The sequence below is a fragment of the Shewanella sp. genome (assembly GCF_041630135.1).
Lineage (GTDB): Bacteria > Pseudomonadota > Gammaproteobacteria > Enterobacterales > Shewanellaceae > Shewanella.
On record NZ_JBFKLW010000005.1, the window covers coordinates 47882 to 71876 of the forward strand.

The 23995-nt window shown below is 54.1% G+C and carries 20 protein-coding genes; 8 read left to right on the top strand and 12 right to left on the bottom strand.

Annotated elements, in window-relative coordinates; all coding sequences use genetic code 11:
• Positions 1–18 precede the first annotated feature (18 nt).
• The 4 genes from ABYK60_RS02505 (at position 19) to ABYK60_RS02520 (ending at position 5028) form a co-directional block, all read left to right on the top strand.
• The gene (locus tag ABYK60_RS02505) at positions 19–1026 is read left to right on the top strand and encodes a M28 family peptidase (RefSeq protein WP_372870344.1); all 1008 of its coding nucleotides are present in this window, start codon (positions 19–21) and stop codon (positions 1024–1026) included.
• Between the two features lie 208 nt (positions 1027–1234).
• Positions 1235–3142, top strand: coding sequence for a DEAD/DEAH box helicase (locus ABYK60_RS02510; protein WP_372870345.1), 1908 nt, complete (start codon positions 1235–1237; stop codon positions 3140–3142).
• 129 nt (positions 3143–3271) lie between these two features.
• Positions 3272–3688, top strand: a complete 417-nt coding sequence (locus ABYK60_RS02515; RefSeq protein ID WP_372870346.1) for a globin domain-containing protein — start codon at positions 3272–3274, stop codon at positions 3686–3688.
• A gap of 374 nt (positions 3689–4062) precedes the next feature.
• Entirely contained in the window at positions 4063–5028 is a 966-nt protein-coding gene (locus tag ABYK60_RS02520; protein ID WP_372870347.1) for a TerC family protein, read from the top strand.
• A 102-nt stretch (positions 5029–5130) separates the two neighbouring features.
• Here ABYK60_RS02520 and ABYK60_RS02525 read toward each other — a convergent pair whose 3' ends face one another.
• Positions 5131–6036, bottom strand: a complete 906-nt coding sequence (locus ABYK60_RS02525; RefSeq protein WP_372870348.1) for a dTDP-4-dehydrorhamnose reductase family protein — start codon at positions 6034–6036, stop codon at positions 5131–5133.
• A 200-nt stretch (positions 6037–6236) separates the two neighbouring features.
• Between ABYK60_RS02525 and ABYK60_RS02530 the strand changes: the two genes are divergently transcribed.
• Positions 6237–8111: an alkaline phosphatase D family protein gene (locus ABYK60_RS02530; protein WP_372870349.1), complete on the top strand. Its 1875-nt coding sequence runs from the start codon at positions 6237–6239 to the stop codon at positions 8109–8111.
• 59 nt (positions 8112–8170) lie between these two features.
• Here the strand turns inward: ABYK60_RS02530 and ABYK60_RS02535 are convergent, their stop codons facing one another.
• The 4 genes from ABYK60_RS02535 to ABYK60_RS02550 form a co-directional block, all read right to left on the bottom strand.
• A complete protein-coding gene (locus ABYK60_RS02535) occupies positions 8171–9220 on the bottom strand; it encodes an HlyD family secretion protein (RefSeq protein WP_372870350.1) in 1050 nt (349 codons plus the stop codon).
• A 459-nt stretch (positions 9221–9679) separates the two neighbouring features.
• Entirely contained in the window at positions 9680–10609 is a 930-nt protein-coding gene (locus tag ABYK60_RS02540; protein ID WP_372870351.1) for a pseudouridine synthase, read from the bottom strand.
• A 77-nt stretch (positions 10610–10686) separates the two neighbouring features.
• Positions 10687–11262, bottom strand: a complete 576-nt coding sequence (locus ABYK60_RS02545; protein WP_372870352.1) for an LON peptidase substrate-binding domain-containing protein — start codon at positions 11260–11262, stop codon at positions 10687–10689.
• 133 nt (positions 11263–11395) lie between these two features.
• Positions 11396–12448, bottom strand: coding sequence for an alpha/beta hydrolase (locus tag ABYK60_RS02550; protein WP_372870353.1), 1053 nt, complete (start codon positions 12446–12448; stop codon positions 11396–11398).
• A 179-nt stretch (positions 12449–12627) separates the two neighbouring features.
• Here ABYK60_RS02550 and ABYK60_RS02555 point away from each other — a divergent pair, with 179 nt between their 5' ends.
• Positions 12628–13089, top strand: coding sequence for a YhcH/YjgK/YiaL family protein (locus tag ABYK60_RS02555; protein WP_372870354.1), 462 nt, complete (start codon positions 12628–12630; stop codon positions 13087–13089).
• A 139-nt stretch (positions 13090–13228) separates the two neighbouring features.
• On the top strand, positions 13229–14893 hold the full coding sequence (locus tag ABYK60_RS02560; protein ID WP_372870355.1) for an alkaline phosphatase: 1665 nt from the start codon (positions 13229–13231) through the stop codon (positions 14891–14893).
• A gap of 163 nt (positions 14894–15056) precedes the next feature.
• On the opposite strand, the gene ABYK60_RS02565 is transcribed toward ABYK60_RS02560, so the two are convergent.
• Entirely contained in the window at positions 15057–15644 is a 588-nt protein-coding gene (locus ABYK60_RS02565) for an MliC family protein (RefSeq protein WP_372870356.1), read from the bottom strand.
• 96 nt (positions 15645–15740) lie between these two features.
• Here ABYK60_RS02565 and ABYK60_RS02570 point away from each other — a divergent pair, with 96 nt between their 5' ends.
• Complete coding sequence (locus tag ABYK60_RS02570; RefSeq protein WP_372870357.1) at positions 15741–16085, top strand: hypothetical protein; 345 nt, start codon at positions 15741–15743, stop codon at positions 16083–16085.
• Here the strand turns inward: ABYK60_RS02570 and ABYK60_RS02575 are convergent.
• The 6 genes from ABYK60_RS02575 to ABYK60_RS02600 form a co-directional block, all read right to left on the bottom strand.
• Entirely contained in the window at positions 16063–16707 is a 645-nt protein-coding gene (locus tag ABYK60_RS02575; RefSeq protein ID WP_372870358.1) for an HAD family hydrolase, read from the bottom strand. The two genes, ABYK60_RS02570 and ABYK60_RS02575, sit on opposite strands and share 23 nt — an antisense overlap.
• A complete protein-coding gene (locus tag ABYK60_RS02580; RefSeq protein WP_372870359.1) occupies positions 16704–17696 on the bottom strand; it encodes a DMT family transporter in 993 nt (330 codons plus the stop codon). Before ABYK60_RS02580 ends, ABYK60_RS02575 begins: the two co-directional genes overlap by 4 nt.
• Before the next feature lie 61 nt (positions 17697–17757).
• Entirely contained in the window at positions 17758–19224 is a 1467-nt protein-coding gene (locus ABYK60_RS02585) for an MBL fold metallo-hydrolase RNA specificity domain-containing protein (RefSeq protein ID WP_372870360.1), read from the bottom strand.
• A gap of 111 nt (positions 19225–19335) precedes the next feature.
• Positions 19336–21561: an EAL domain-containing protein gene (locus tag ABYK60_RS02590; protein WP_372870361.1), complete on the bottom strand. Its 2226-nt coding sequence runs from the start codon at positions 21559–21561 to the stop codon at positions 19336–19338.
• Between the two features lie 146 nt (positions 21562–21707).
• Positions 21708–22931 carry an organoarsenical effux MFS transporter ArsJ gene (gene arsJ / locus ABYK60_RS02595; protein WP_372870362.1) on the bottom strand — a complete coding sequence of 408 codons (1224 nt, stop codon included), beginning with the start codon at positions 22929–22931 and terminating at the stop codon, positions 21708–21710.
• 5 nt (positions 22932–22936) lie between these two features.
• On the bottom strand, positions 22937–23950 hold the full coding sequence (locus ABYK60_RS02600; RefSeq protein ID WP_372870363.1) for an ArsJ-associated glyceraldehyde-3-phosphate dehydrogenase: 1014 nt from the start codon (positions 23948–23950) through the stop codon (positions 22937–22939).
• Positions 23951–23995 lie beyond the last annotated feature (45 nt).

Sequence of the window (23995 nt, forward strand, 5' to 3'; positions counted from 1 at the left end):
ATGGCACAGGGAAGTGGCATGTCATATATGAAATGGAGTTTGGCGATGATTGGCGGCCTGCTGCTGGCAGGCTGTAACAGCACGCCCCAGTGCAGTCGGGATTTAACCCCCGATTGGGTCGACCTTCAGCAACTGCAGGCAGACGTTACCTACCTGGCGTCAAAGGAGCTCGAAGGCCGCAAGGCGGGATCCGACGGCTCATTGCTGGCGCGCCAATATCTGGCGCGCCGCTTTGCCGATATTGGCCTGCTGCCCGTGACGGCAGATCTGACCCCTTACCCACTGACCAGTACCGGCACGACAAGCCAAAGCCAATCGCCATTTTTTCATCCATTCAGTTTCCCACAGCTTTTCTCAAGCGTTGAAGGGGTGAATGTCATCGGGATCTTAGCCGCAGCCGAACCCAGCAAGCGCTGGCGTGTGGTGCTGGCTCACTACGACCATCTGGGTAAACAGGGCTCCAAGCACTTTGCCGGTGCCGATGATAATGCCTCGGGAGTGGCGGCGCTGTTGGCACTTGCTTCCAAGGCAGCAACCGATCCTCAAAGACCTGCCGATCTCAATTTGCTGTTTGTAGCCACCGATGCCGAAGAACTCGGCCTGTTCGGGGCAAAAGCATTGGCTGAACATATCACAGCGCTGAACATTCGCCCCGAACTGGCACTGAACCTTGACATGGTTGGCCACCCCGGCCGACCTTACGCAATTTATATGGAAGGCGGCCGCAACTTCACCAATCCCGACGAACTCAAGTTGCTGATTGAGCGCAATGGACTGTGCGCCCGATTAAGCCATTCACGGCTGGAACGGGACGGCAGTGCTGGACGGATTAATTTCCTCAAGGCCTCTGACCATTATCCTTTTCACAAGGAGGGTGTACCCTGGCTCTACTTTGGCGTACCTCCCCATCCCCAATACCACACGGTGGACGATACTCCCGACAGACTGGACTTCGGCTTTCTCAGTGCAACTGCCGAAGCGGTCTATCCCTTGCTGTGGCAAGTCATGTCACCGAGAGCAGACTGACGCCATTTGTTAATAAATTGTCATTTCGCCCATTTGACACCAAAACACAAACAAAAGGCTCAAAAATGATAATTTCATGGCCAGACCGATGAAACGCTGCTATACTCTGGCGTTTTCGGATTCGGAACGGGAAATCGACACGGGGTTGGTTTTCTGGTCTATCTGGTGAATCAACAAGCGCAATCACGCGCACCCTAAGGCGTTATCCATGTCATCCAATGAAAAAACTTTCCGTGAACTCGGCCTGAACGAGTCCGTCCTGCGTGCACTCGACGAGCTGGGTTATGAAACTCCCACGCCGATCCAGGCCGCCAGTATTCAGCCGCTGATGGCTGGCCAGGACATCCTGGGCCAGGCACAAACCGGTACCGGTAAAACCGGCGCCTTCGCCCTGCCACTGCTGTGCAGTGTCGATGCCGATCTGAATGCCCCGCAAATTCTGGTGTTGGCCCCTACCCGCGAACTGGCGGTGCAGGTTGCCGAAGCCTTTACCAGCTATGCCAAGCACATGAAGGGTTTCCACGTACTGCCAATCTACGGCGGCCAGAGCATGTATCAGCAGCTCCAGGCCCTGCGCCGTGGCCCACAGGTGGTTGTGGGCACCCCTGGCCGCGTGATGGATCATATGCGTCGTGGCACCCTGAAGCTCGACACCCTCAAGGCACTGGTACTCGACGAAGCCGATGAAATGCTGAAAATGGGTTTCATCGACGATATCGAATGGATCCTCGAGCACACCCCTGAGAGCCGCCAGCTGGCACTGTTCTCGGCCACCATGCCTGAGCAAATTAAGCGCGTTGCCAATAAGCACCTGCGCAACCCGGTGAACATCAGCATCGCCGCCAGCCACACTACTGTTGACTCCATCGAGCAGCGCTTTGTGCAGGTTTCCCAGCACAACAAGCTTGAGTCCCTGGTGCGGGTACTGGAAGTGGAAAACACCGAAGGTATCATCATCTTCGTGCGTACCCGTAACTCCTGTGTGGAACTGGCTGAGAAGCTGGAAGCCCGTGGTTATGCCGCATCGCCTCTGCACGGTGATATGAACCAGCAGGCCCGTGAACGCGCCGTTGATCAGCTGAAATCCGGTAAGCTGGATATTCTGATTGCTACCGACGTAGCCGCCCGCGGTCTGGACGTTGAGCGTATCGGCCACGTAGTTAACTACGATATTCCTTACGATACTGAAGCTTACGTACACCGTATTGGTCGTACCGGCCGCGCAGGTCGTACCGGTATGGCAATTCTGTTTGTGACCAGCCGTGAAATGCGCATGCTGCGCACCATTGAGCGTGCCACCAACAGCCGTATCTCCCCGATGAAGGTACCAAGCCCAGAGTCTGTGGCTGAGCGTCGTCTGTCACGTCTGGGAGAGCAGGTTGCCGGCATCCTCGCCAATGAGCACCTGGACTTTATGAAAGGCGCCGTAGCTCAGCTGTGTCAGCAGCTGGAAGTGGATACCGAGCAGCTGGCAGCCGCCCTGCTGCATCAGGTGCAGCTGGAGCGTCCGTTGCAGTTGCCTGCCATGCACGAGCGTCAGCGTGACAACTTCGACGAGCGCACCGGTCGTGGTGAGCGTGGTGAGCGCGAAGGCCGTGGCGAACGTCGCCGCGAAAACCGTCCTCTGCCTGGCAACCTCGGCAGTGCTGACCCGCTGAAAGACAACCCGGACATCAGCATGAAGCGCTACCTCATCGATGTGGGTCGTGACCACAATGTGGGCGTGGGCAACATCGTGGGCGCCATCGCCAACGAAGCCAACATCGACAGCCGTTACATCGGTCAGATCCAGCTGTACGATGCGGTGACCACAGTTGACCTGCCAGACGGCATGCCAAAAGAAGTACTGCAGCACCTGAGAAAAGTGCGCGTATGTGGCAAGCCACTGAACATCCGTGAAGTGAGCGCCGACGGCAACGACGAGATCCCGCAAAGCAACGGTCCTGTCCCCAAGCGTCCACGCAAACCTGCCGGTGAGCGTGGCGACCGCAAGTTCAACGACCGCGGTGGTGAGCGTAGTGATCGCGGTGGTGACCGTGGCGACCGCAAATTCGGCGAGCGCAAAAACTTCGACAAGAAGCCGGATCGCAAACCACGTCGTCCAAAGGAAGACTGATTTCCTGCTGACGTAATAAAAAGCCACCTTCGGGTGGCTTTTTATTACCATCTTTTGTCTGCCGCCCAGTTTCCGTGTACCCACTTTGAAACTATCATTAAAAAGTGAACGCGTTCAAAGGAATTCACCATGGATCTGAGCCCGCATGAAAATCTGCTAATTCAGCAATCCTTTGCTGAGCTCGATAGCCATGGGGAAGGGTTCGCACACTATTTTTTTGATTTGCTGTTTCAAATGGCTCCCCTTGTGAAACCGATGTTCAAATCCGAACGCAACCTGGTAGAGCACCACTTTTATGAAGTGTTTTCTACCGCCGTAATAAAAATCAACCAAACCGATGAGTTAGAACCGACACTGCTGAAATTGGGCGCTCGGCACACCACATATGGAGTAAAGGAAGAACATTTCAAAATCGTCAGAACAGCACTTTTATTATCGATTGAGTTCATACTCGCCAACCGATGCAATGAACATATATTGAGTGCGTGGGGTAAGTACTTCGATTATCTGGCCTCCGTCATGTGTCGCGGCATGGCCGGCACCTAATCGACACAGCTCATAAAAAAGGATGGATACATCCAATCCCCCATGCACTGCCCTAAATTCACAAGCAGCCGGTTGGTTGTTTTGGTAACCCCGGCTTTATACGGTATAGGATCAATTCAGTGTGATCGGAAGGAAATCTCTCACGTAGATAATGGCAAATGACTATTTTGATGTCTGCCTATAGCGCCGCTTCGCTGGCACTGATAGAGTAAGCGCCAACAAGGGGAGTAACTTCTCGCTGGTTTGTCGTCAGGACGGTGCTTTGCACCCGGCAACCAGGCAGCTATGGGGGCTGTAAGTGAGACCTTGCCGACGGGCAAGGTGTATCTCCAATTCAGATCAGCTTGTGCCGTCCGGTACAGGCTGTTTTTGTTTTGGGAGTATTACTCGTGGATACCTGGTGGTTATGGGCCGCATTCGCGGCCATAGTGCTGACCCTGCTGTGGGTCGATATCAAATTTGTTGGCGGCAAGAGTCATAAAGTCTCGATGAAAGAGGCGCTGATCTGGTCGCTTGTCTGGTTCACGGTCGCTATGGCATTCAATGCCGGCATCTGGGCCTGGCTTGACTATTCTGCCAGCCGTGAAATCGCCAATGACACGGCGCTGGAGTTCCTTACCGCTTATGTGATTGAAAAAGCATTGGCAGTGGATAACGTCTTCGTTTGGTTGATGATTTTCTCTTACTTTGCCATTCCGCCCGAGCTGCAGCGGCGGGTACTGCTGTACGGGGTACTGGGCGCCATTGTGATGCGTGCCGGCATGGTGTTTGGCGGGATCTGGCTGATTAATCAGTTCCACTGGTTATTGTATGTGTTTGGCGCCTTCCTGGTGTTTACCGGCGCAAAAATGCTACTGACCGCCGACAAGGAAACCGACCTTTCAACCAATCGTGGCCTGATTTGGCTTCGCAGCAAAATGAAGCTCACTGAGCAGCTTGAGGGCGAACGCTTCTTTGTACTGCGCCAAGGGGTGAAATACGCCACGCCGCTGTTTTTGGTACTGATTTTGGTGGAAATCAGCGATGTTATTTTTGCGGTCGACAGTATTCCGGCTATTTTCGCCGTAACCACAGACCCCTTTATTGTGCTCACCTCCAACATCTTCGCCATCATGGGTCTGCGTGCTATGTACTTCCTGCTGCAGGGCGCAGCCGAGAAGTTCAGCCTGCTCAAGTATGGTCTGGCTATTATTCTGGTGTTTATCGGCTTCAAGCTGATGCTGATTGACGTGTATCACCTGCCAATTGCAGTGGCGCTGGGAGTGGTTGGCACTATCCTCATCGGCTCCATGCTGCTTAGCCTGTGGGTGAACCGCAACAAACCCACCAGGTTTGAATAACACTCTGCCTGAGGCGGGATAGCGGTAAGGAATGTGCAAAAGGGGCCGAGTGGCCCCTTTTCATTGACGGTTACACGTCAAGCTTGCGCATGCTCCGAGACTTCAGTTGCCAGCCTCGGCGAGTGCAGCCGTTGAGGCTGCAAGTGCCTCGGCAACAGCCAAGTTAAAAGGCCGGGGGTTGAGCAGCCCCAGCGCCTCGAGTCGCTTGCAGCTCAAAGTACAATCCTTTGGTCGCCTGGCGGTGTCTGCGGGGCTGGACTGAGCAATCATATGGCCGCTGTCTTTACCCAGAATCTGTGCCAACGCCACCACCATGCCGTGCTTGGTCATGGTTTCGGCGGCACTGAAATGATAAATGCCACTGATAGCGACGCCCGTAAGATGCCTGACAATCATACCGTCAATGGCTTGAGCTATATCCGCCGTCGAGGTTGGCCTGCGCACGGCCCAGTCATCCACCCCTTGTTTCTGATAATCCAAAAGCTGCTCAATCAGTACCAGCACAGCCGACTCGCTCAGGCACTCAACTTCACCATACAAAATGGGCAACCGTAAAATAGCGGCCTCAGGCAAGAGTCGCGTCACAGCCTGCTCGCCCATCAACTTGGTTTCACCGTAAAAATTCACAGGATTGGGCGCGGCATCTTCGCTGTAGGGGGGCTGGGTGCCATCGAACACATAGTCAGTAGAGATATAAATCAGCCAGGCGCCACAGGCCTTGGCGGCCTTGCACAACCGCTCGGTGGCGGATAAATTCAACGCCTTAGCCGCATCGGGATTTTGCGCAGATACATCGGGCCTGCGCTCAGCGGCGCAGTGCACTATGACCTGGGGGGCAATCTCAGCAACCGCAGCCGCCGTCGAGTCGGCATCGGTTAAATCCAGACGCAGAATGCCTTCAGCGGCGCGGCTGAAACCAGTGCCTGTGACCGTGTGGCTCGCAGACAAGGCCTTCATTACAGCACGCCCCAGCAGCCCGGTTGCGCCCGTTACCATGATATTGGCCATAAACCACTCCCTGAATCGCCCTGAATTACGTTAAGCCTGGCAAAGAATGGCCAAAGCCTAGCACGGCAAGCCTTGTCTTTACATCAGCTTACGATTAAATACCCTGAGGATCTTGTGGCCGCTGTCTGGTTTTTTTACCCTTGAGGCAGTATAAGTTTTCCGTCAGCACCGCGCGCAGAGGTAGTCTTAAAACCGCATCCATGGACAGCAGCCAAACACTCTCACTCCCGACTCTGATTGCCGGCCCTATTGTTCGTCACTGCGACCACAGCAGCATGACACTGTGGCTGGTCAGCTCGCGCCCCTTAGAAGCACCTGTGCTGACCTTAAATGGCAATAGACACCAGCCTCACATCGATGAAATCCCTTTGGGAGAAGCAGCCTGGATGTATCTGCTCAGGGTATCCGCCGATGGGCTGCTACCCGAAGGCAAAGCTGTCTCATACGATCTTAGCGAAGACAAACGCAGCCTGCTTTTCGACATGGATGGCCTGACTTACTCCGGCGACAGCCTGCCCAACGTCATTTTCAGCAGTCATATTCATTCTCTGCTCCATGGCAGCTGCCGTAACCCGCATCACCACAGTGGTGATGCTCTGGTGGCCGCCGATACCTTACTGGCCGAAGCCAGCGCTGAACGTCCGGCGCTGCTGATGCTGAGCGGCGATCAGGTTTATATCGACGATATTGCCGGCCCCATGCTGTATGCCATCAAGCAGGTGATTGAATTACTGAAACTCCGCCAGGAAGACTTTGTCGGGACGCCGCTGACTGGCAGTGACAAGATTGATTACACACCCGCCAACATGTACCAGAGGTACAAAGGACTGCTGCCCCACACCCAGTATCCGGCCAAGACTGCCCTGTGGCGCTGGTACATCAATCATCCGATTTTCACCTCCTCCATTGCCGACAACCATCTGGTAAGTTTTGCCGAAATGTCGGCGCTGTATTTACTGGTTTGGTCACCGGAGTTGTGGCATCTGATTGATATTCCCAAATCGCCCCAAGGGCTTGGCGGCAAACGCCTTACTCAGTGGCAAAAGGAGTGGGAACATCTGTTGGCCTTCAGGGCCGGGCTCACTCAGGTACGCCGCCTGATGGCCCATCTGCCCACTTACATGATTTTTGATGACCATGACATCACCGATGACTGGAACCTCACCGCCAAGTGGGAAGAGGCCGCTTATGGTCATGCCTTTTCCAAGCGAATCATAGGCAATGCCCTGCTCAGTTACTGCCTGTTTCAGGGCATTGGCAATGCGCCTGCTAAGTTTGAGTCTGTTATCACCGACCTCAAAGCAACACTGTCTCCACCACGCCTTGCTGCATCAGAGCAGGATGCCCTCATAGACAGGTTGCTTAAATTTGAAGACTGGCATTTCCATCTGGACACCCAGCCCAGACTGGTAGTGCTGGATACCCGCACCCGCCGCTGGCGCAGCGAGTCCAACCTCGCCAAGCCTTCAGGGCTGATGGACTGGGAAGCGTTGATGGACTTTCAGCAGCAGTTAATTGGTCAGGAGAAAGTGATAATCGTCTCAGCGGCGCCCATGTTCGGGGTGAAGTTGATAGAGGCGGTGCAGCGCACTGCAACCCTGCTGGGCGGTTCGCTGCTGGTTGATGCTGAAAACTGGATGGCTCACCCGGGGTCGGCGGGCGCTTTGCTGTCGATGTTTATGCACCGTAAAACGCCGCAGGAGTTCATTATTCTCTCCGGGGATGTGCACTACTCCTTTGCCTACGATGTGCGTATTCGCTTTCGCCACGCCAGCCCCAATATTTACCAAATCACCTCCAGCGGCATTAAAAATCAGTTCCCTGAAAAGCTGCTGCCCTGGTTCGATAAGCTCAATGGCTGGCTTTATGGCTACTTCTCGCCACTGAACCTGTTTACCAAACGTAAACGCATGCTCATTCGTGGCCGCAGACCCAACGGTGAGCGCAGCAAAAGGCTGGTCAATCAAAGCGGTATTGGTCTGGTGCACCTGTCAGACTCAGGCGCTCCCAGTCGCATTGCCGTACTGCATGCCGACATGCGTCAGACTGAGTTCCTGCCGCCACGGGAGCATTAAGGCCAAACACTTACACATTAACCACCTATCCCCTCACCGGTGGGCTTGGCGCTTAAAACTCAAAAACGATCAAAACTCACTTCAACCGGCACCCCTTCCATCGCCAGAGGCAAGGTATCATCGGGGGTCAGAGTGACCTTGAGCACTGGTTTTTTACCATCGAACGAACCGGACAACTGCTTGGGCAACTTACTCACAAGCTCGCTGGGCTCTGCCACCCGGCCGCTGACACTGTCGCCATTAGGCATACGAATCGTGGCTTGCTGCCCCAATCCGACGTAATCGAGGTACTTGGGATCCAGATAGGTTACCACCACAGGATTGGCGCGACCGGAAAGCCATAGCAGCGGCCGCTCCAACGCCAACTGCTCACCCACCTGAACATGAATATCAGCGACCAGAGCATCGTAGGGCGCACGGATAGTAAGCTGCTCCCGCAGCGCTTTAAGACGTGACAGTTCCAGCTCCATCCGCTGACGACTCTGGGTCACCACCCCGGCCTGACGGGACTCCTGCTGACGTTGCTGTTCCATAATCAGCTCAGCTCTGGCCTGTTCCAGCGCCATTTTGGCCGCTGTGTGCGCCTGCATGACTGCAGCCATATCGGCCGTGGGCACCACCCCTTTGGCACGAAACGTTTCAAACTGAGCCAATAACTCATCCTGACGTTTGACACCCTCGTAGGCCACACGAATCTTTTCGCCCAGTTGACTGCTAATCTCAGCGCCGAGGTCACGAAACTGCTGCATCTGCGCCAATTGACGTGCAAGTCCCTGAATTTGTGCATCCAGCGTCAGGTCTTTCAACTCCAACAGCGGATCTCCCGAACTCACAAAATCGCCGCGCTTGTGAAATACCGTATTGACCATTCCGGCTGCAGGAGAGCGCATCTCAAGCGGTTCGCTGGTCACTATGGCAGGAGCCAATACGAACAACCAGGGTCTTATTAACCACCACAGCACAATCACCAAGGTGCTGATCATCAACGCCGGTAACCAATACCGGCGGCCACGAAAACCACCTCGTCCGGCCTTATCCTCAGTGACCTTACTGCCTGGCTCCTGACCCGGAGTCTGCTTATCTTCAGACGGACTGTTACTTCTCTTCACTTAAAATCGCCTCCGGCGCTTTTCATCACCCACCAGGGGCATGGAGCGCTCCTCGTGGGAGCGGCGCACAAACTCATTGAAGCGCACATGCACAGGCAAGCCGTATCAACAGCGCTTAAAAAGGATATACCTGCAACCAAACAGCCAACTTCCGATCCCGGGATTGGCGCTCAGATATTGCCGGTAACACCAGCAAATAAAAACAAATGAAACAAATAAGTTGTTATGACTATCGAGACCTAGGGAAGGTGCCCCGAACAGGCAAACATTAACCCTATACCATAATGATCAATCACAAAAGGTATCTGTTCAAACTGCAGGAATACTTACAGATAAGTGAACAAAAACACTCCAGCGGCCAAGAGGTTAGGAGTAGGCGGGGGCCAAAGCTCACGCATGTGTTTAAACAACAGACCAAATTATCAGTCCCTTAAAGCAAACACGCAGACTCATCATCTGTCAGGCAAACTCGCAGACAAAACCCTGACAACCAATATCGATATCTTCACCATTAAGGGGGTCTGTAAAGCGCAGTCGTTTGGCAACCAACTTCAGTGGCCGGTCAAAATTGTCGGCTGATTTGGGCATGAGTTCAGGATAGAAACGATCATTCTCAAGCGGCATTCCCAAGCTTTGCATATGTACCCGCAGTTGGTGGGTTTTGCCGGTGATCGGACTGAGTTCAAACAAACCGCGATCGCCCTGGTGCTTTAGAAGTGAAATCTCAGAATGGCTGTTGGGCTCACCCGCCACCACCCGCATCAAAAACGACGGTTCGGCCTCGGCCATACGGTTTTTCACGGTCCAGTGCTTGGGTAATTCAAGCCCTTCGTCCAGGCTCGTCATCAGCTCGGGGGTCAGTCTGGCAACGGCCTCGTAGTCCTTACGGATGCGGCCGCTTAAAAACAAATTGTGATAGCAGTGGCGGGTTTCAGGGTTCAGACTCATCAGCATCACCCCTGCGGTTTCACGGTCCAGCCTGTGGGCAGGTGAAACGGTATCTATGCCGGTGGCAATCCGCAAGCGGTGTACCAGACATTCATTGACGTAATTACCTGAAGGGGTGACCGGCAGAAAATGCGGCTTGTACACCAGCATCATGTGGTCATTGCGATAGAGGATCTGTTCCTGAAACGGAATGCGGGTTTCGGCCACCACTTCACGGTAGTAATACACCCGTGCAGTGGCACGGTAAGGAGTTTGCAAATCAATCAGACTGCCATCCTGCCAATGCACCTTGCCTTCCAGAATGCGGGCACGCCATATTTCTTCGCCAATACGGGCAAAATGGCTGCAGAGGAATTCGAACACGCTGCGAGCGGGGTTATCCCTTGGCAGGACCACATAGGAAGGCTGAGCGGCGCGGGCGCCACCGGCATTATCAGTCACGTGAAAAAACCTTTAAGAACGGGGTGCTCAGTGTAATGATAAAGACAGGGCGGGGCAAACGCCCCGCCCTGTCCGGCTTAACCAGCATGGGATTTGATTAGCTTGAGCACGAAATCCATCGCCTTGTGACAATCAGGCTGATTGACAAGCAAAAACTTATCCTGGCTGTACATAGGCAGCACCTCGAGCCAACGTTGGCTGACCCAGGCAGCATCTTCCAGATGTATGTCATTATATAAACCAAACAGATCAGGATTTACCTGATAAAACTGTTCTAAAGCAGCGCTGATGATTTCAAACTCACCATCAATAGGTTCTTTATCCCAGTTGTGACACGGCCTGGTGTGCACTTTCCAAAGCATATCTTTGTCCGGCTGCGCCGACAGTATCCTCACCCGCTGCCTCCCCTCAATAATGACGCTGAGGGAGTCATCCTCCAGTTGGTTGAAGTCGATAATTTCGCATTGTGTCGCTTCCGGATAGCAAGGTGGAGAGCCATTGGCCTTATGCATTGCAAAGGCCAGCGGGTAATAACCCTTAATCACCTCGGCAACCATGCGCAGGTAACGCGGCTCAACAACCCTCAACTCAAGCCGTCCATCTGGCAGCAGTAAGGCATCATGGATCAATAACGCCATTTTCTGTGACTGCATGGTAACCTCCTGCAACAAGCTGCGGAGTAAAACTACTGTTCTGATCAAATTTTAGCAGGCTTGCGACACAGCAAGCATTTGAGCAAAAATTAATCAGCCTTAAGCATTAGACCTGCAGTCGGAAGGCTTAGTTTCATTCGCCAAATGGTTCGGGTACCAGATTCCCGCCATGGAATGCCTCGTGGAATTCTGCCGCCAGTCGCTCGCTCATTTCGATAGCGTTCCGCCAAAAGCGCTGACGCGTGTCGGTGTCCAGAGTTTTGAAATCATCCCTGTCAGGCAGCTTTCCATAGGGCAGGGACGCTATATATTCAGCTGAAGGCACCAACAACAAGGCGTTATGATAATTTTCCGCCTGACGCCAGGGCAGCGACTTATCAAACCAGCCCGGCTTAACCTCGGGGAAGAAGTGTGGATACAGGGTGAGTCCCTGATGCTGCTCAAGTGGGAAATCAAAGTGATAGTCGGTAATTCCACCATCATAGAAGTGCCCTTGCCCAGCTCCGGCAATGGCTTTTACCGGTGCCAGCAGCAGTGGGATGGAACCGGTGGCCTGCAGCACATCATTGAGGTTCTGTGCAGATAACAAACACTGCATGGTGGGCAAATCCTCGAGCAGGCGAAAGTGCGATTCATTGTCTTTTTGAGAAAACACCAGACGCTCGAAATGCCAGCCAAGGCTGCGGCGACTGAGAGCATTGGTGGCGGCGGTCAAAGACAATCCCAGCGCCAGCGGCAATTTTCCATTAACCCGGTTTAAGTGTTTGCCGCGGCAAACCACAAAATGTGAGCGTATCACCGGATTTTGCAGCAGTTCCAGCGCACCTGTGTCACCCAGAATAGCCTGCACTATACCGCTCACCTGGCGGCTCACTTCTTCGCGGCTGGGTTTTACATCATAACGCTGACCAATGTAATAGTCTTCCAGACGGGCGTAGGCCGCCAATCTGTCTTGCTGGGCAAGGCAGGCAAGGCGCCAGGCACCCGATGATGCGCCCAGGGTATACAGCGGCGTCTGGCGCTCTTTGAAAAACTCATTGAAAAGATATTTGTCCAGCCCGGCAATCCCAATCCACTTGGGGCCGCCCGAGGCCGCCAGCAGGCGCGAAAACAGCTCAGGTTTAAGCCCTTGCTCACAAATAGTTTTCATGGCGGTTTTGCCCGCCAGCAGTCTCAGTGCCTTCAACGCCTGTCCTTGAATCTTATCTCCGGGAAGTGAAGCACCTTACACCATTTGCGCCCTGCACCAAAATCTGCAGAACCGTTTCCAAAGACGCTGCCTTTGGCAGGTCTCAAGCGCTATACTTGCCGCCACTTCCCCCTGATTAGCGCCGAATACTGCGCCTTGCTCACCCGGAGCCTAAAATGATTGTTGATAAACTGGAAAACCGCCACAGATACACAAACCTGCACCCCCGCATTACCGCAGCACTGGAGTTTCTCGCCAGCACAGATTTGACGGCGCTGCCAAAAGGGCGTCACACCATCGACGGCGATAAGCTGTTTGCGATCATCAACGACTACCACACTCAGCCAGCCGGAACCGAGCCCTTCGAAACCCACAAACGTTATGCCGACGTACAATTTGTGGTCAGTGGTGAAGAAGCCTTTGGTTATCTGCCTCTGGAGCAGCAACAGCCACTGGCGGCCTACAACGAGGCCCATGACTTTGTTGAATATGATTATGAGCAGAACCGAGAGGCCGCCTGCTTTATCCCGCTGAAGGCCAATATGTTCGCCATTTTTATGCCGGAAGACATGCATATGCCGGGTACCGGCGAACAGCCAGTGGCGGTGCGTAAAGTGGTATGCAAGGTACTCTTGTGAGTTAACCGCATGATATTCCAGCGCAATAAATACGAGCCTTTACTCAAACTGCAATAAAATTGTCGTCATTTTGTCATCTTGTCCCACCAGACTTTGGGGTGTTTTCACCTCCCCCTCATGGATAAAGAGACAGCTGATAATGAAGCATAAAAGCCTGCTGGCAATCGCCATCGCCACCGCCCTGATGAGTGGCTGCAACGATGAAAAAACCGTTGAAGTAATTAAGGAAGTTGAGGTCATTAAAGAAGTGGCGCCTGCAGAAGTCACTTCGGTGAAAAATGTCATTCTGATGATTGGTGACGGCATGGGTGCCCAGCAGGTAGGTCTGCTGGAGGAATACGCCCGCCGCGCCCCCGCCTCTACCTACAACAGCAAGGGCAACCAAACCGCGCTCAAGCGCCTGGGCGACGCCGGACAAATGGGGCTGTCACTCAACGGCCCTGACGGTAGCCTGGTGGTCGATTCCGCCTGTTCTGCCAGCCAGCTCGCCACCGGCAAACCAGCAGGTTCAGAAATGATTGGCCTGGATGCTGAGGGCTACGTAGTTGAAACCATTCTTGAAATGGCAAAAGCCAAGGGTAAGGCCACAGGTCTGGTATCCGATACCCGTCTGACCCATGCCACTCCGGCAGCCTTCGCGGCTCACCAGCCACACCGCAGCTACGAGTCAGCCATCGCCGCTGAAATGATCGATAAGGCTCTGGTCGATGTGATGCTCTCAGGCGGTGCCCGCGAATTTATCCCGCAGGATGCCAACAGCAACGGTACTGTGAAGGCAGAACTTGCTGCCCTGGGCGCTGCAGCTTCCGTGGTGAAAAAGTCCAAGCGTAAGGACGACCGCAACCTGCTGAAAGAAGCCAGGGACACCAAAGGTTATCAGCTGGCGTTTGACCGAGAGCAACTGGCTGCCGCCGATGGCGACAAGCTTCTGGGTCTGTTTGCCAACTCCGGCATGATGGATGCCATCGCCTACAAGGCCTGCCAGCAAGCCGGTGATTGCAAAGAGCCTTCGTTGCGCGACATGACATTGAAAGCGCTGGATATCCTCTCCAGGGACCCCGATGGTTTCTTCCTGATGATCGAAGGCGGCCAGATTGACTGGGCCGGCCACGTGAACGACGCAGGTTGGATGCTCAACGAACTGCTGCGCTTCGATGAAGCTGTGGACGCCGTGTACGAGTGGGCCAAAGAGCGTAACGATACCCTGGTGCTGGTGACCGCCGACCACGAAACCGGCAGCTTCGGCCTGAGCTACAGCCGCAAAGACTTGCCACAAGCCCAGAGCCTGCCAGGCGATGGCATGCAGGGAGCCGACTACCAGCCCAACTTCAACTTCGGCAGCCTCGATAAACTCGACAAGCTGTACGCCCAGAGCGGCACCTTCTACAACATGATGGACAGCGTGAGCGCCGATTGGGTCTTCGACGGAACCACTGGCGATCAGTGGGCTGCCGCCATTAACCAGTACAGCCAGTTCAAGGTAACACCCGAGCAGGCCGCCCCGGTTGCCCTGCGCGAACCCAACGAGTACTGGGTCGATGGCCACAGCTACCTGTCTGCCACCGTGTTCCCTAAAGTGAACGACTTCAAAGAGTTCTACGTTTACGCCGACGAAGTGCATGCCAACCTGATTGGCCGTGCACTGGCCGCCGACCAAAACGTGGTTTGGGGTACAGGTACGCACACTGCCGCGCCGGTTCCCGTGTATGCCTTTGGCCCATACGGTGTGACCAAGCAATTCTCGACCATGCAGCATCACACTGAAATTGGTCAAAAGATGATTAAGGCACTGATTGGCGAGTAAGCCGTCGGATGCAAAAAAGCCGCCCCAGAGGCGGCTTTTTTATTGCTGCAGGCTTAGGGAAACAGTTCTTGCGAAGGACTAGGGCCATTCGCTGCGAACCGTGCCTTGCATCTATCCACTGTAAGCTCACGCAGAGCAAGCACGGGACTTATTCGCACCTTCCTTAGTTTTTCAGCTTGCAACTGAATGGCTCGCTGCCATAGCCCCAGGTTACCTTAGCCTCTCCATGGTGTTCCCAGAAGCTTTCGTTGCGGCCCTGATACTTGCCGCCGCTGGCACTGCGCTCAATGTACATCAGCGACACACTGTCACCCCGCTCAGCAATCAGCGTAGGCGGCTCGGTATCAAAAAAGCTTACTGCCAGCTCCCCGTTTGCGCCGCAATCCCAAAAGAAGGGACCACGTTCGGCCAGCAAGCGATAGCGCGCCTGCAACTCGGCGATGCGCAGCAGATAATTGTCCTTCACGCAGGTTTTCAGGTCGCTGCTCTTCCAGCACTCATTACGCCCCTTTATCCAGCCACGCTGCTCGGCTTTCAGCATCGGAGGCTGCTCGTTGTGCGCCTTTTCGCGGGCGGCGCTGTATACCTTGGCAAGCTGTCGGTCCAATGCCGCAAGTTCAGCATCCTCACAAATAAGGCGCTCTGCCGCAGCCGGGTTTTGTCCAAGCTTATCGCAGTTAAATGACGGCCCCTCGGCGGCCAAAAGGGGCTGGCTTGCCAATGCCAGTGCGAATATCCATTTGAACTTCATCGTTTTCTCCTATCAAACCTCTGAGTACTGAGACTTGCCCATCAGCATTGAGCTGGTATGCTGCTCTAATTCCCGTGCCGAAGGCTATAACCGTTTATGTCCCCTGAACTTAAGGCCGTGCTACTGAATCTGTTTGTGTGCCCCGGCAGTGGCCAGCTGTATCTGAATAAAAAGCGCCTCGGGTGGACTATTTTGATTGTCACAGCCATCAGTTTGTCTCTGATGCTGACCGATATTCTGTCGGTCTCAAAACAAATGGCGGATGATCTGCTGGCGGGCAGACTGCCAATGGATATTACCGGACTGATGGCCGAAATTCACACCCGCACCCTGACGATGGAAAGCGCCCAACAGGGGCTATATCTGCTGGCTGCGGCCTGGCTGTTTGGTATTGCCGATAGCCTGAGACTGCTGTGGATTAACCGTTCCGACTCACGCTGAATGCCTCAATCAGGCCAAAATAGCAGGGAACCAGCATATCGGCCATAGAGGCAAATGGCGGCAGCTGTTGCGGGCAATACAAGGCCGACGGACAGCCTGCCCGAGCTGCGGTTTGCAAATCAAACAGATAATCCCCTACATACAGCACCCGAGCCGGTGGGAGCTGCCAGGCCGTCGCAATTTGCCATAGCCCTGTGGGATCTGGCTTGGCTGGGGCGTCTTCACGGGTCAACAGCACATCGACGTCAAGCCCGAGTCGACTCAAGGTGTGCCTGGCAGCCTCGCGCATATTGCGGGTCAGCACGGCTGTTGGCAGGCCTTCACCATGGAGCCAGTTCAGCAGCTCAGCCGCACCATCAATCCAGCTGGCATTGGCAGCCGCTTCCAGCTCGAACTGATGCACTATGTTGAGCGCCTGAGGCTGCGCCGCCGCTGGCAGGCTTTGCACATGGGCCAGAATATCGGCACCGGAAGCCAGCCCGAGTGCTGCGCGCATGGCAGGAAAATCCGGATTGGAATGGGCCAGGGTGCCATCCAGATCGAACACCACCGCATCAATATGACTTAGCTGTAAGGGCCGCTGAAACTGTGGCAAAGCAGCCCCCTTGCCAGCGTAGGTCATTGACGCGATTCCTTTGCCACAGCGGCCTGAACGCTGGCCTGAGACAGGGCAAGCGCACGGGCCTCTTTCGCCGCCAGATATTTGGGCAGCAATTGCAATGCGGCCACGGCGACAACTATCAACGCTATACCGCCAAAACTCAGCGTGGTAAGGCTATCTGAGACAAAGACCCCGGGCCACCAGTTCAGTGCCACCACAATGGCGGTGAGGGTAAAGCTCACCACCGGCGTCAACGCCAGCATGGCGCTGACCTGAGCTGTAGGCCAATACTTCATCGACTGGCCAAAGCAGCCATAGGCCACCAGGGTATTGATGGCACAGAAAATGGCCACCAGCCAATCGCCCCTTTCCATGGTGGCAAAGGATGAGAAGTCACACAGCGGCGCCATCACCAGAATTCCGGCACCATAAATAAACAGCAGTACATTGGCGGGCGACAGCTTGGGGATCAGTGCCTTTTGCAGCAGTGCATAACTGGTCCAGGCCAGTGCCGATGCCTGCACTATCAACAAGCCGAGCAGCAGCTCGCCTGTGCCGCCATCAAAGCTGAGTCTGGGGGCAAAAAAGCAATACATGCCCAGCGCCAGCAGCGCGAAACAGGCCAATTGCACCGTTTTCAAGCGCTCGGCAAAAAACAGCACGCCACCAAAAGCAAGGAAAAAGGGCGCGGTTTGGAAACTGAGCTGTGCCACACCGGGCGCCAGATAATCGAGGGAATAGACGAAGGAAACGTAGTTGAACATCAACAATAGCGAGGCCGCCAGCAACATCACCCAGTCGCGGCGACCAAGCATGGCAAACTGGCGCAAACGGCCGCCGAGCCACTGCACCGCCAGACTCACCAGCAGCGCCACCAAAAAGCGAAACCAGGTCAGGGTCACAGGGTCAATAAAGGCGGCCGACAGTTTTAACGCAATGGGCAACATGCCCCAAAACAGCACAGCAACAGTCACATAAATCAGGCCCGTGCGCAGCGATACGGCGTCCACTCTGTTCCCCCCAAGGCGTCAAAGAAAACATGATGCAGTAAGGTCCGCAGCAACGCCAGCGCTATTCGTCGGCTTGATGCTCCGCCTGCCCTTGCCAGCGCCATTGCAGTGCCGGAAGTGCTGCAAGATCAAGGCTGTCAGCAAAGCTCGCCGCCGCAACTGCGCTGGGAGGCTCGGGGGAGTTTTCCAGGGTGGCCATCAGGATTTCCTGAGCTTCTTTTTCACCATGCACCAACACCAACGGCGGCCTGTGGGCAAAATGCTGATACCAACGGATAAGCTCAGCCTGATCCGCATGGGCCGATAAGCCACCCACAGTATGGATCCGCGCACGGACGTCGATTGACTGGCCGTTGATGGTCAGGCTGTCTGCGCCATCCACCAATGCACGCCCCGGCGTACCTTCGGCCTGATAACCGCAGATGATGATGTCGCACTCTGGCCTGAACAGATTGTGTTCCAGATGGCAGCGGATGCGGCCACCGTTACACATGCCACTGCCTGCGATAATAATCAGCCCCTGATGCACCTCATTCAACGCAATCGAGTCTTGAGTACCAACAATAAACTCGACGTCCGATAGCAACGGGTGCTTACCGGGATGTTGGTGGACAAAGCGTTTAAAGTCATCGTCCATCAGTGGGTAGTGGCGAATGTAAACCTTGGTGGCCTCAATCGCCATCGGGCTGTCCAGACACACGGTCCAACGGGACAAATCCCAGTCTTTGGCGTACAGGTGAAACAGATACAGCAGTTCCTGTGCCCGCCCCACGGAAAAAGCGGGAATGAGAATGTTGCCGCTGCTGCCGCTGATGGCCCGGGCAAATATGACTTTAAGCTCGGCGAGGGTGGCCTCCCAACTGCGGTGCAAACGGTTGCCATAGGTCGATTCCATCAACACCAAATCGGCACTGTCTACCAGGACGGGATCCTGCAAAATCGGCATACCGGCTCGGCCAAGATCACCTGAGAACACCAGCTTCTTGCGATGCATGCCATCATCCAACTCAAGCTCCAGCAGCGCAGAACCAAGAATGTGGCCAGCGTCCCGCAAGGTAACAGTCACACCAGGAACAGGCTCCAACCGAAGGCCATAATCGAGGGGAATAATGCGACTGATGACATTGTCCACATCCTCTTCATCAAACAGCACATCCAGTGGTTCAAGACCCTTTTTCAGGCGCTTTTTGTTTTGCCGTTCTGTGTCTTTAGCCTGCAACATGGCAGCATCTTTCAGCAAAATGGCACAAAGTTCGTGGGTCGCACTGTGGGTGAAAATCGGGCCGCTGAAGCCCTGTTTGACCAAGAGGGGCAGCCTGCCAGAGTGGTCGATATGGGCGTGGGAGAGGACAACCGCATCGATACTGGCGGGCTCAAAGGGAAAGGGTTCACGGTTACGGGCTTCCTGCTCTTTACGCCCCTGGATAAGGCCACAATCAATCAGCAGCCGTTTACCGTTCAGCTCGAGTAAATGGCAAGAACCGGTTACTTCTTGGGTGGCGCCATAAAACGTCAGTGTCATCCCCATGATAAGGCCTCCTGCCATCACGTTGGCATCACTTAAGCGGCTCTGTTAAAGCCTTTCTCTGCGCAACGTTGCGGCTAATGCTGCAATATATTGGCAATTATCAAGCGTAAGTCAGCTGCCTGCCTTATTGAGCAGTGACAAGGCTTCTTTGATTTGTAACGGCTTATAAAAATAAAAGCCCTGAACACACTCTACTTTCATGGATTTCAGCAGCGCCAGCTGAGCCTCAGTTTCAACACCTTCAATTACCAACTGTTTGTTCAGATCGCGTCCGATGCGCAGAATGCCCTGCAGAACGGCTATGGCTTCTTCACTGTCGGTAAGGTGAGAAATGAATGCCCGGTCAATTTTTATCACTTGTATTGGCAACCTCAGCAAATATCCCAGTGAGGAAAAGCCCGCGCCGAAATCATCGAGGCAAATGATAAAGCCTGATTCGGATAAGCGGTGCAACTCGCTGATAGCTCTGTCGGAGTGCACCAGCGCATTTTCTGTCACCTCAAGCTCTACTTTATCGAAGGCCACTCCAGCCTTAATAAACTCCATCTTAAGATCATCAACAAAGGTCTCATGGTGCAGGGAGTTAGCTGAGATGTTAATAGAAACTGGTACTTTGAGTTCAGGGTGTTCATTTATCAGCGCACAGACAGCCCGTGCTACATACAGATCCAGTGAATAATACAGGCCTGACTTTTCCACTGCTGGGATAAAGGCTCCCGGTGGAATATTGCCCTTTTCGGGATGATGCCAACGGATCAGCGCCTCGTATCCCATCACATCACCATTGTGGATGTTCACCTTGGGTTGCAGCACCAGATAAAGCTCCCGATTGTCCAGCGCTATACGTAAATTGCTGAGAATTGTCATGCTGTCGCGGGATGCTTGCTCATAACTCTTATTAAAAGTTTCACCTGAGCCACGCCTGTGTTCTTTGGCTACCTTGAGCGCCGATTCGGCATGGCGCAGCATGCGCTCGATATCGATCTTAGCCCCTGCTTCATGAACCGAGCTGCCTACCGTCATTCCGAATCGTATTGATTGTTCGTCTATCATTAATGGCTTGGCGCAGCGTACCGCCAGTTCATGGGCGGTCAGTCGGCCTTCGGGCAACAGCACCGCAAATACATCGGCATGTAACCTGGCCACCATAGCTTTAGTCGCAAATTCCTTCCGCAACACTTTGGCCATTTTCACCAGAATACTGTTGCCCACTTCATAGCCAAGAGACTCGATTATCTGATGAAAGTAATCGATATCAAGCATATACAAGCTGGCACTGCTCCAGTTGCCTTTTTTAAGAAATCCGGCGCCATACTCCACCATGCCAGCACGGTTATAAAGGCCGGTAAGCTCGTCAAAGAATGCGGCCTTATTCAAATGTGAGAAGAACTTGGCATTCTCCAGCCCCAAAGCAACATTGAGACAGAACACCTTCAGCAGCTCCTGATCCACCTTGGTCAAGCCACTGGCATTTTCCGCCACTATCACCCCTTGCCAACCGGAGGGTGTCGACAGGTAGAGACAACTGCAATGGGGCATAAACACATGCTGGCCTGCTGTAAGCGTTTGATGCACCAGCTGGCGCTGCTCAAGTTCCGGTGCCAGTTCTTCCAGATTTTTGCCATAAAAGTCTCGGAATTTATCGCTGGCAGCCACCACCAAAAACTCCTGATTACCTGACTCAATCGAGAAAGGACCATTCAATGGTCGTTGGGATACGCAAAACAAACTATCGGCTTTGATATTAAACAAGGCATCAATTTGTTCCAGCACACCACTGGCGAATTCATGGATTGAACGTTCCTGAAACAGATTGGCGGCAGCATTGATAACCGATTTAAGCCCCTGCCGACTGCGCTCCAGTGCATCCATCTGACTGAAGCACCTGAGCCCTGTTGCCACTGCGGTAAAAAGCTTATTGCGGGTCAGTTCACTTTTTGTCTTGTAGGAATTGATTTCGTATTTGAGGATAACTTCTTCTTCAGGGGTATAGCCGGGCTGACCGGTTCTCAGAACAATTTGCAGCAGCTTATTGCCCAGCTCATTTCGAATACGATCGACCAGCTTCAGGCCTGCATCATCGGTTTCCATTACCACATCAAGCAGCACGAGCGCCATGTCAGGGTTGTTCTTCACCAGCTCATACCCGTCACTGGCGTTAAAGGCTGATACAAACTCCAGTGGCCGTCCGAAAAGACGCACATGCTTCAGGGCCAACCGGGTGACATCGTGGATAGCAGGCTCATCATCAATGATACCGATAATCCAGGCGGGCGCGGTTGAAATCACCTCTTCAAGCGGTGCATCTTGCTTGCGTTCAGCAAAAAGCTTACCCAATATACGCCTCCCTTAAGCAGTACAAATCAATTGACGCGGCCATGCAAGCCCCTGTTTTGAATGTATGCAACTAGTGTAGCAGCTATCTTATAATGTAAAACGTTACTGCCGGAGTAATGGATCACAATCAAAATACATTACTCCATTTAACTGGGCGAATGCCCTGCCAGCCGCCCGGGTAATCCCAAACTTATCAACATGGTCAGCAACAGCATAGCGGCACTCACCCACAAACAGGCTGTCAAACCCCATTGCTGAAACAGAGCCCCAGACAGCAGAGTGCCAAACAGCCGCCCAGCGGCATTGGCCATATAGTAAAACCCCACATCCAGCGACACCCCATCTTCATCGGCGTAGTGAACAATCAAAAAACTGTGCAGCGATGAATTAATGGCAAACAATACGCCGAAGAGCAGCAGCCCGGCCAGCAACCAATAGAGCCCCCAATCCAGCCCCAAAGCGATAATAGCCGGAGTGAACATTAACAGACTGACCCAGAGCACGGCCTCTAAACCACCCGGCGTTCGCGCTGAGCGGCGGGTGATATGCGGCGCCAATGTTTGTACCAGCCCATAACCAATAATCCAAAGAGCGAGAAAGCTGCCCACCTGCCAATGGTCCCAACCAAACTGAACCGCCAGATACACAGGCAAGGCCACCACAAACCACACATCCCGCGCGGCAAACAAAAACAGCCTGGCAGCCGACAGGATGTTGATATTGCGACTTTTAGAGAAAATATCTTTGAACTTGGGTTTGTTCTTGGCCTTGCCGAGTTCCTGTTTGAGGCCACTGAGACCACCCAGCCAAATCACTGCCAGCAGTAGCAGCAAAATTGCCACGGCACCGGTAAATCCAAGCAGTGATAAGAGTGCGCCGCCAACAAAGAAACCCACGCCCTTGAGGGCGTTTTTCGAGCCGGTGAGCAGGGCGATGTACTTAAACAGCTTTTCGTCCCGCCCTTCTTTGGGCACCAGGGTCTTTATGGCGCTCTTGGCGCTCATCTTATTGAGATCTTTGGCGATCCCCGAAAGCGCCTGTGCCGCCATCACCCAGGGCACGGTGAGCCAGGCCGCGGGCGCCAGCAGCATACCGAGCGCCAGAATTTGCAGCCCCATGCCTATGTTCATGGTGCGGTTAAGCCCAATACGGGCACCAAGCCAGCCACCAACGAGATTGGTCACCACCCCAAAAAACTCGTAGAACAGGAACAACATGGCAATTGCCAGCGGCGCATAACCGAGCTGATGGAAATAAAGCACCACCAGCATCCGCAGCGCGCCATCGGTAAGGGTAAAGGCCCAGTAGTTGGCGGTCACCAACAGGTATTGGCGCTGCTCGGGCGTCAGCGTATTGCGGCTGGCAAACATGGCTGTCAGGCCTTATCCATCCGGCCCACCATCAGCGCAAGCTCGGCCACCCGGTTGGCATAGCCCCATTCGTTGTCGTACCAGCAGTAGAGCTTCACCTGAGTACCGTTAACCACCATGGTGGACTGGGCATCTATGATGCTGGAGCGGGGGTCTGTGCGGTAGTCAATGGACACCAAAGGCCGGGTCTCAAAGCCCAAAATGCCTTTCAGTTCTCCCTCTGCTGCGGCTTGCAGCAGCGCATTGACCTCCACCTCAGTGGTGGCACGCTCTACTTCGAATACACAGTCAGTCAGCGAGGCATTGGCCAGCGGCACCCGCACAGCGTGGCCATTCAGACGACCTTTCAGCTCCGGAAAAATATGGGTTATGGCGGTGGCGCTGCCGGTGGTGGTGGGAATAAGGCTCATGCCGCAGGCACGGGCGCGGCGCAGATCCTTATGGGGGGCATCCAGTATGGTCTGGGTATTGGTGATATCGTGAATGGTGGTCATAGAACCATGCTTGATACCAAGCCCCTCGTGAATAACCTTAACCACAGGCGCCAGGCAGTTGGTGGTGCAGGAGGCCGCGGTAACAATCGGATGCGCATCGGGGCGATAGAGTTCATGGTTGATGCCCATCACCACATTGAGAATACCTTCTTCTTTCACCGGCGCCGTAACCACCACCCGCTTAACCCCCTGAGCAAGATAGGCTTCGAGCACTGCCTTGGTCTTCATCTTACCTGAGGCTTCAATTACCAGATCGCAGCCGGACCAGTCGGTTTCGTCGATGCGCTTATTCATGCTGGTAGAGATGCGGGTGTCACCAATCAGAATATTGCAACCGTCACTCGCCACCGGATGCGCCCAGCGGCCATGCACTGAATCAAACTCCAATAGATGCGCCAGCGTTGTGGCATCTCCCGCCGGATCATTGATATGTACAAATTCGAATTCGTCATTGCCCCAGGCACTGCGCAGTGTCAGTCTGCCCATGCGGCCAAAGCCGTTGATACCAACCTTAATCTTGCCCATATTATCCTCTCAAGCCCACCTTCTTGGCAGGTTCATTCTTGCGCC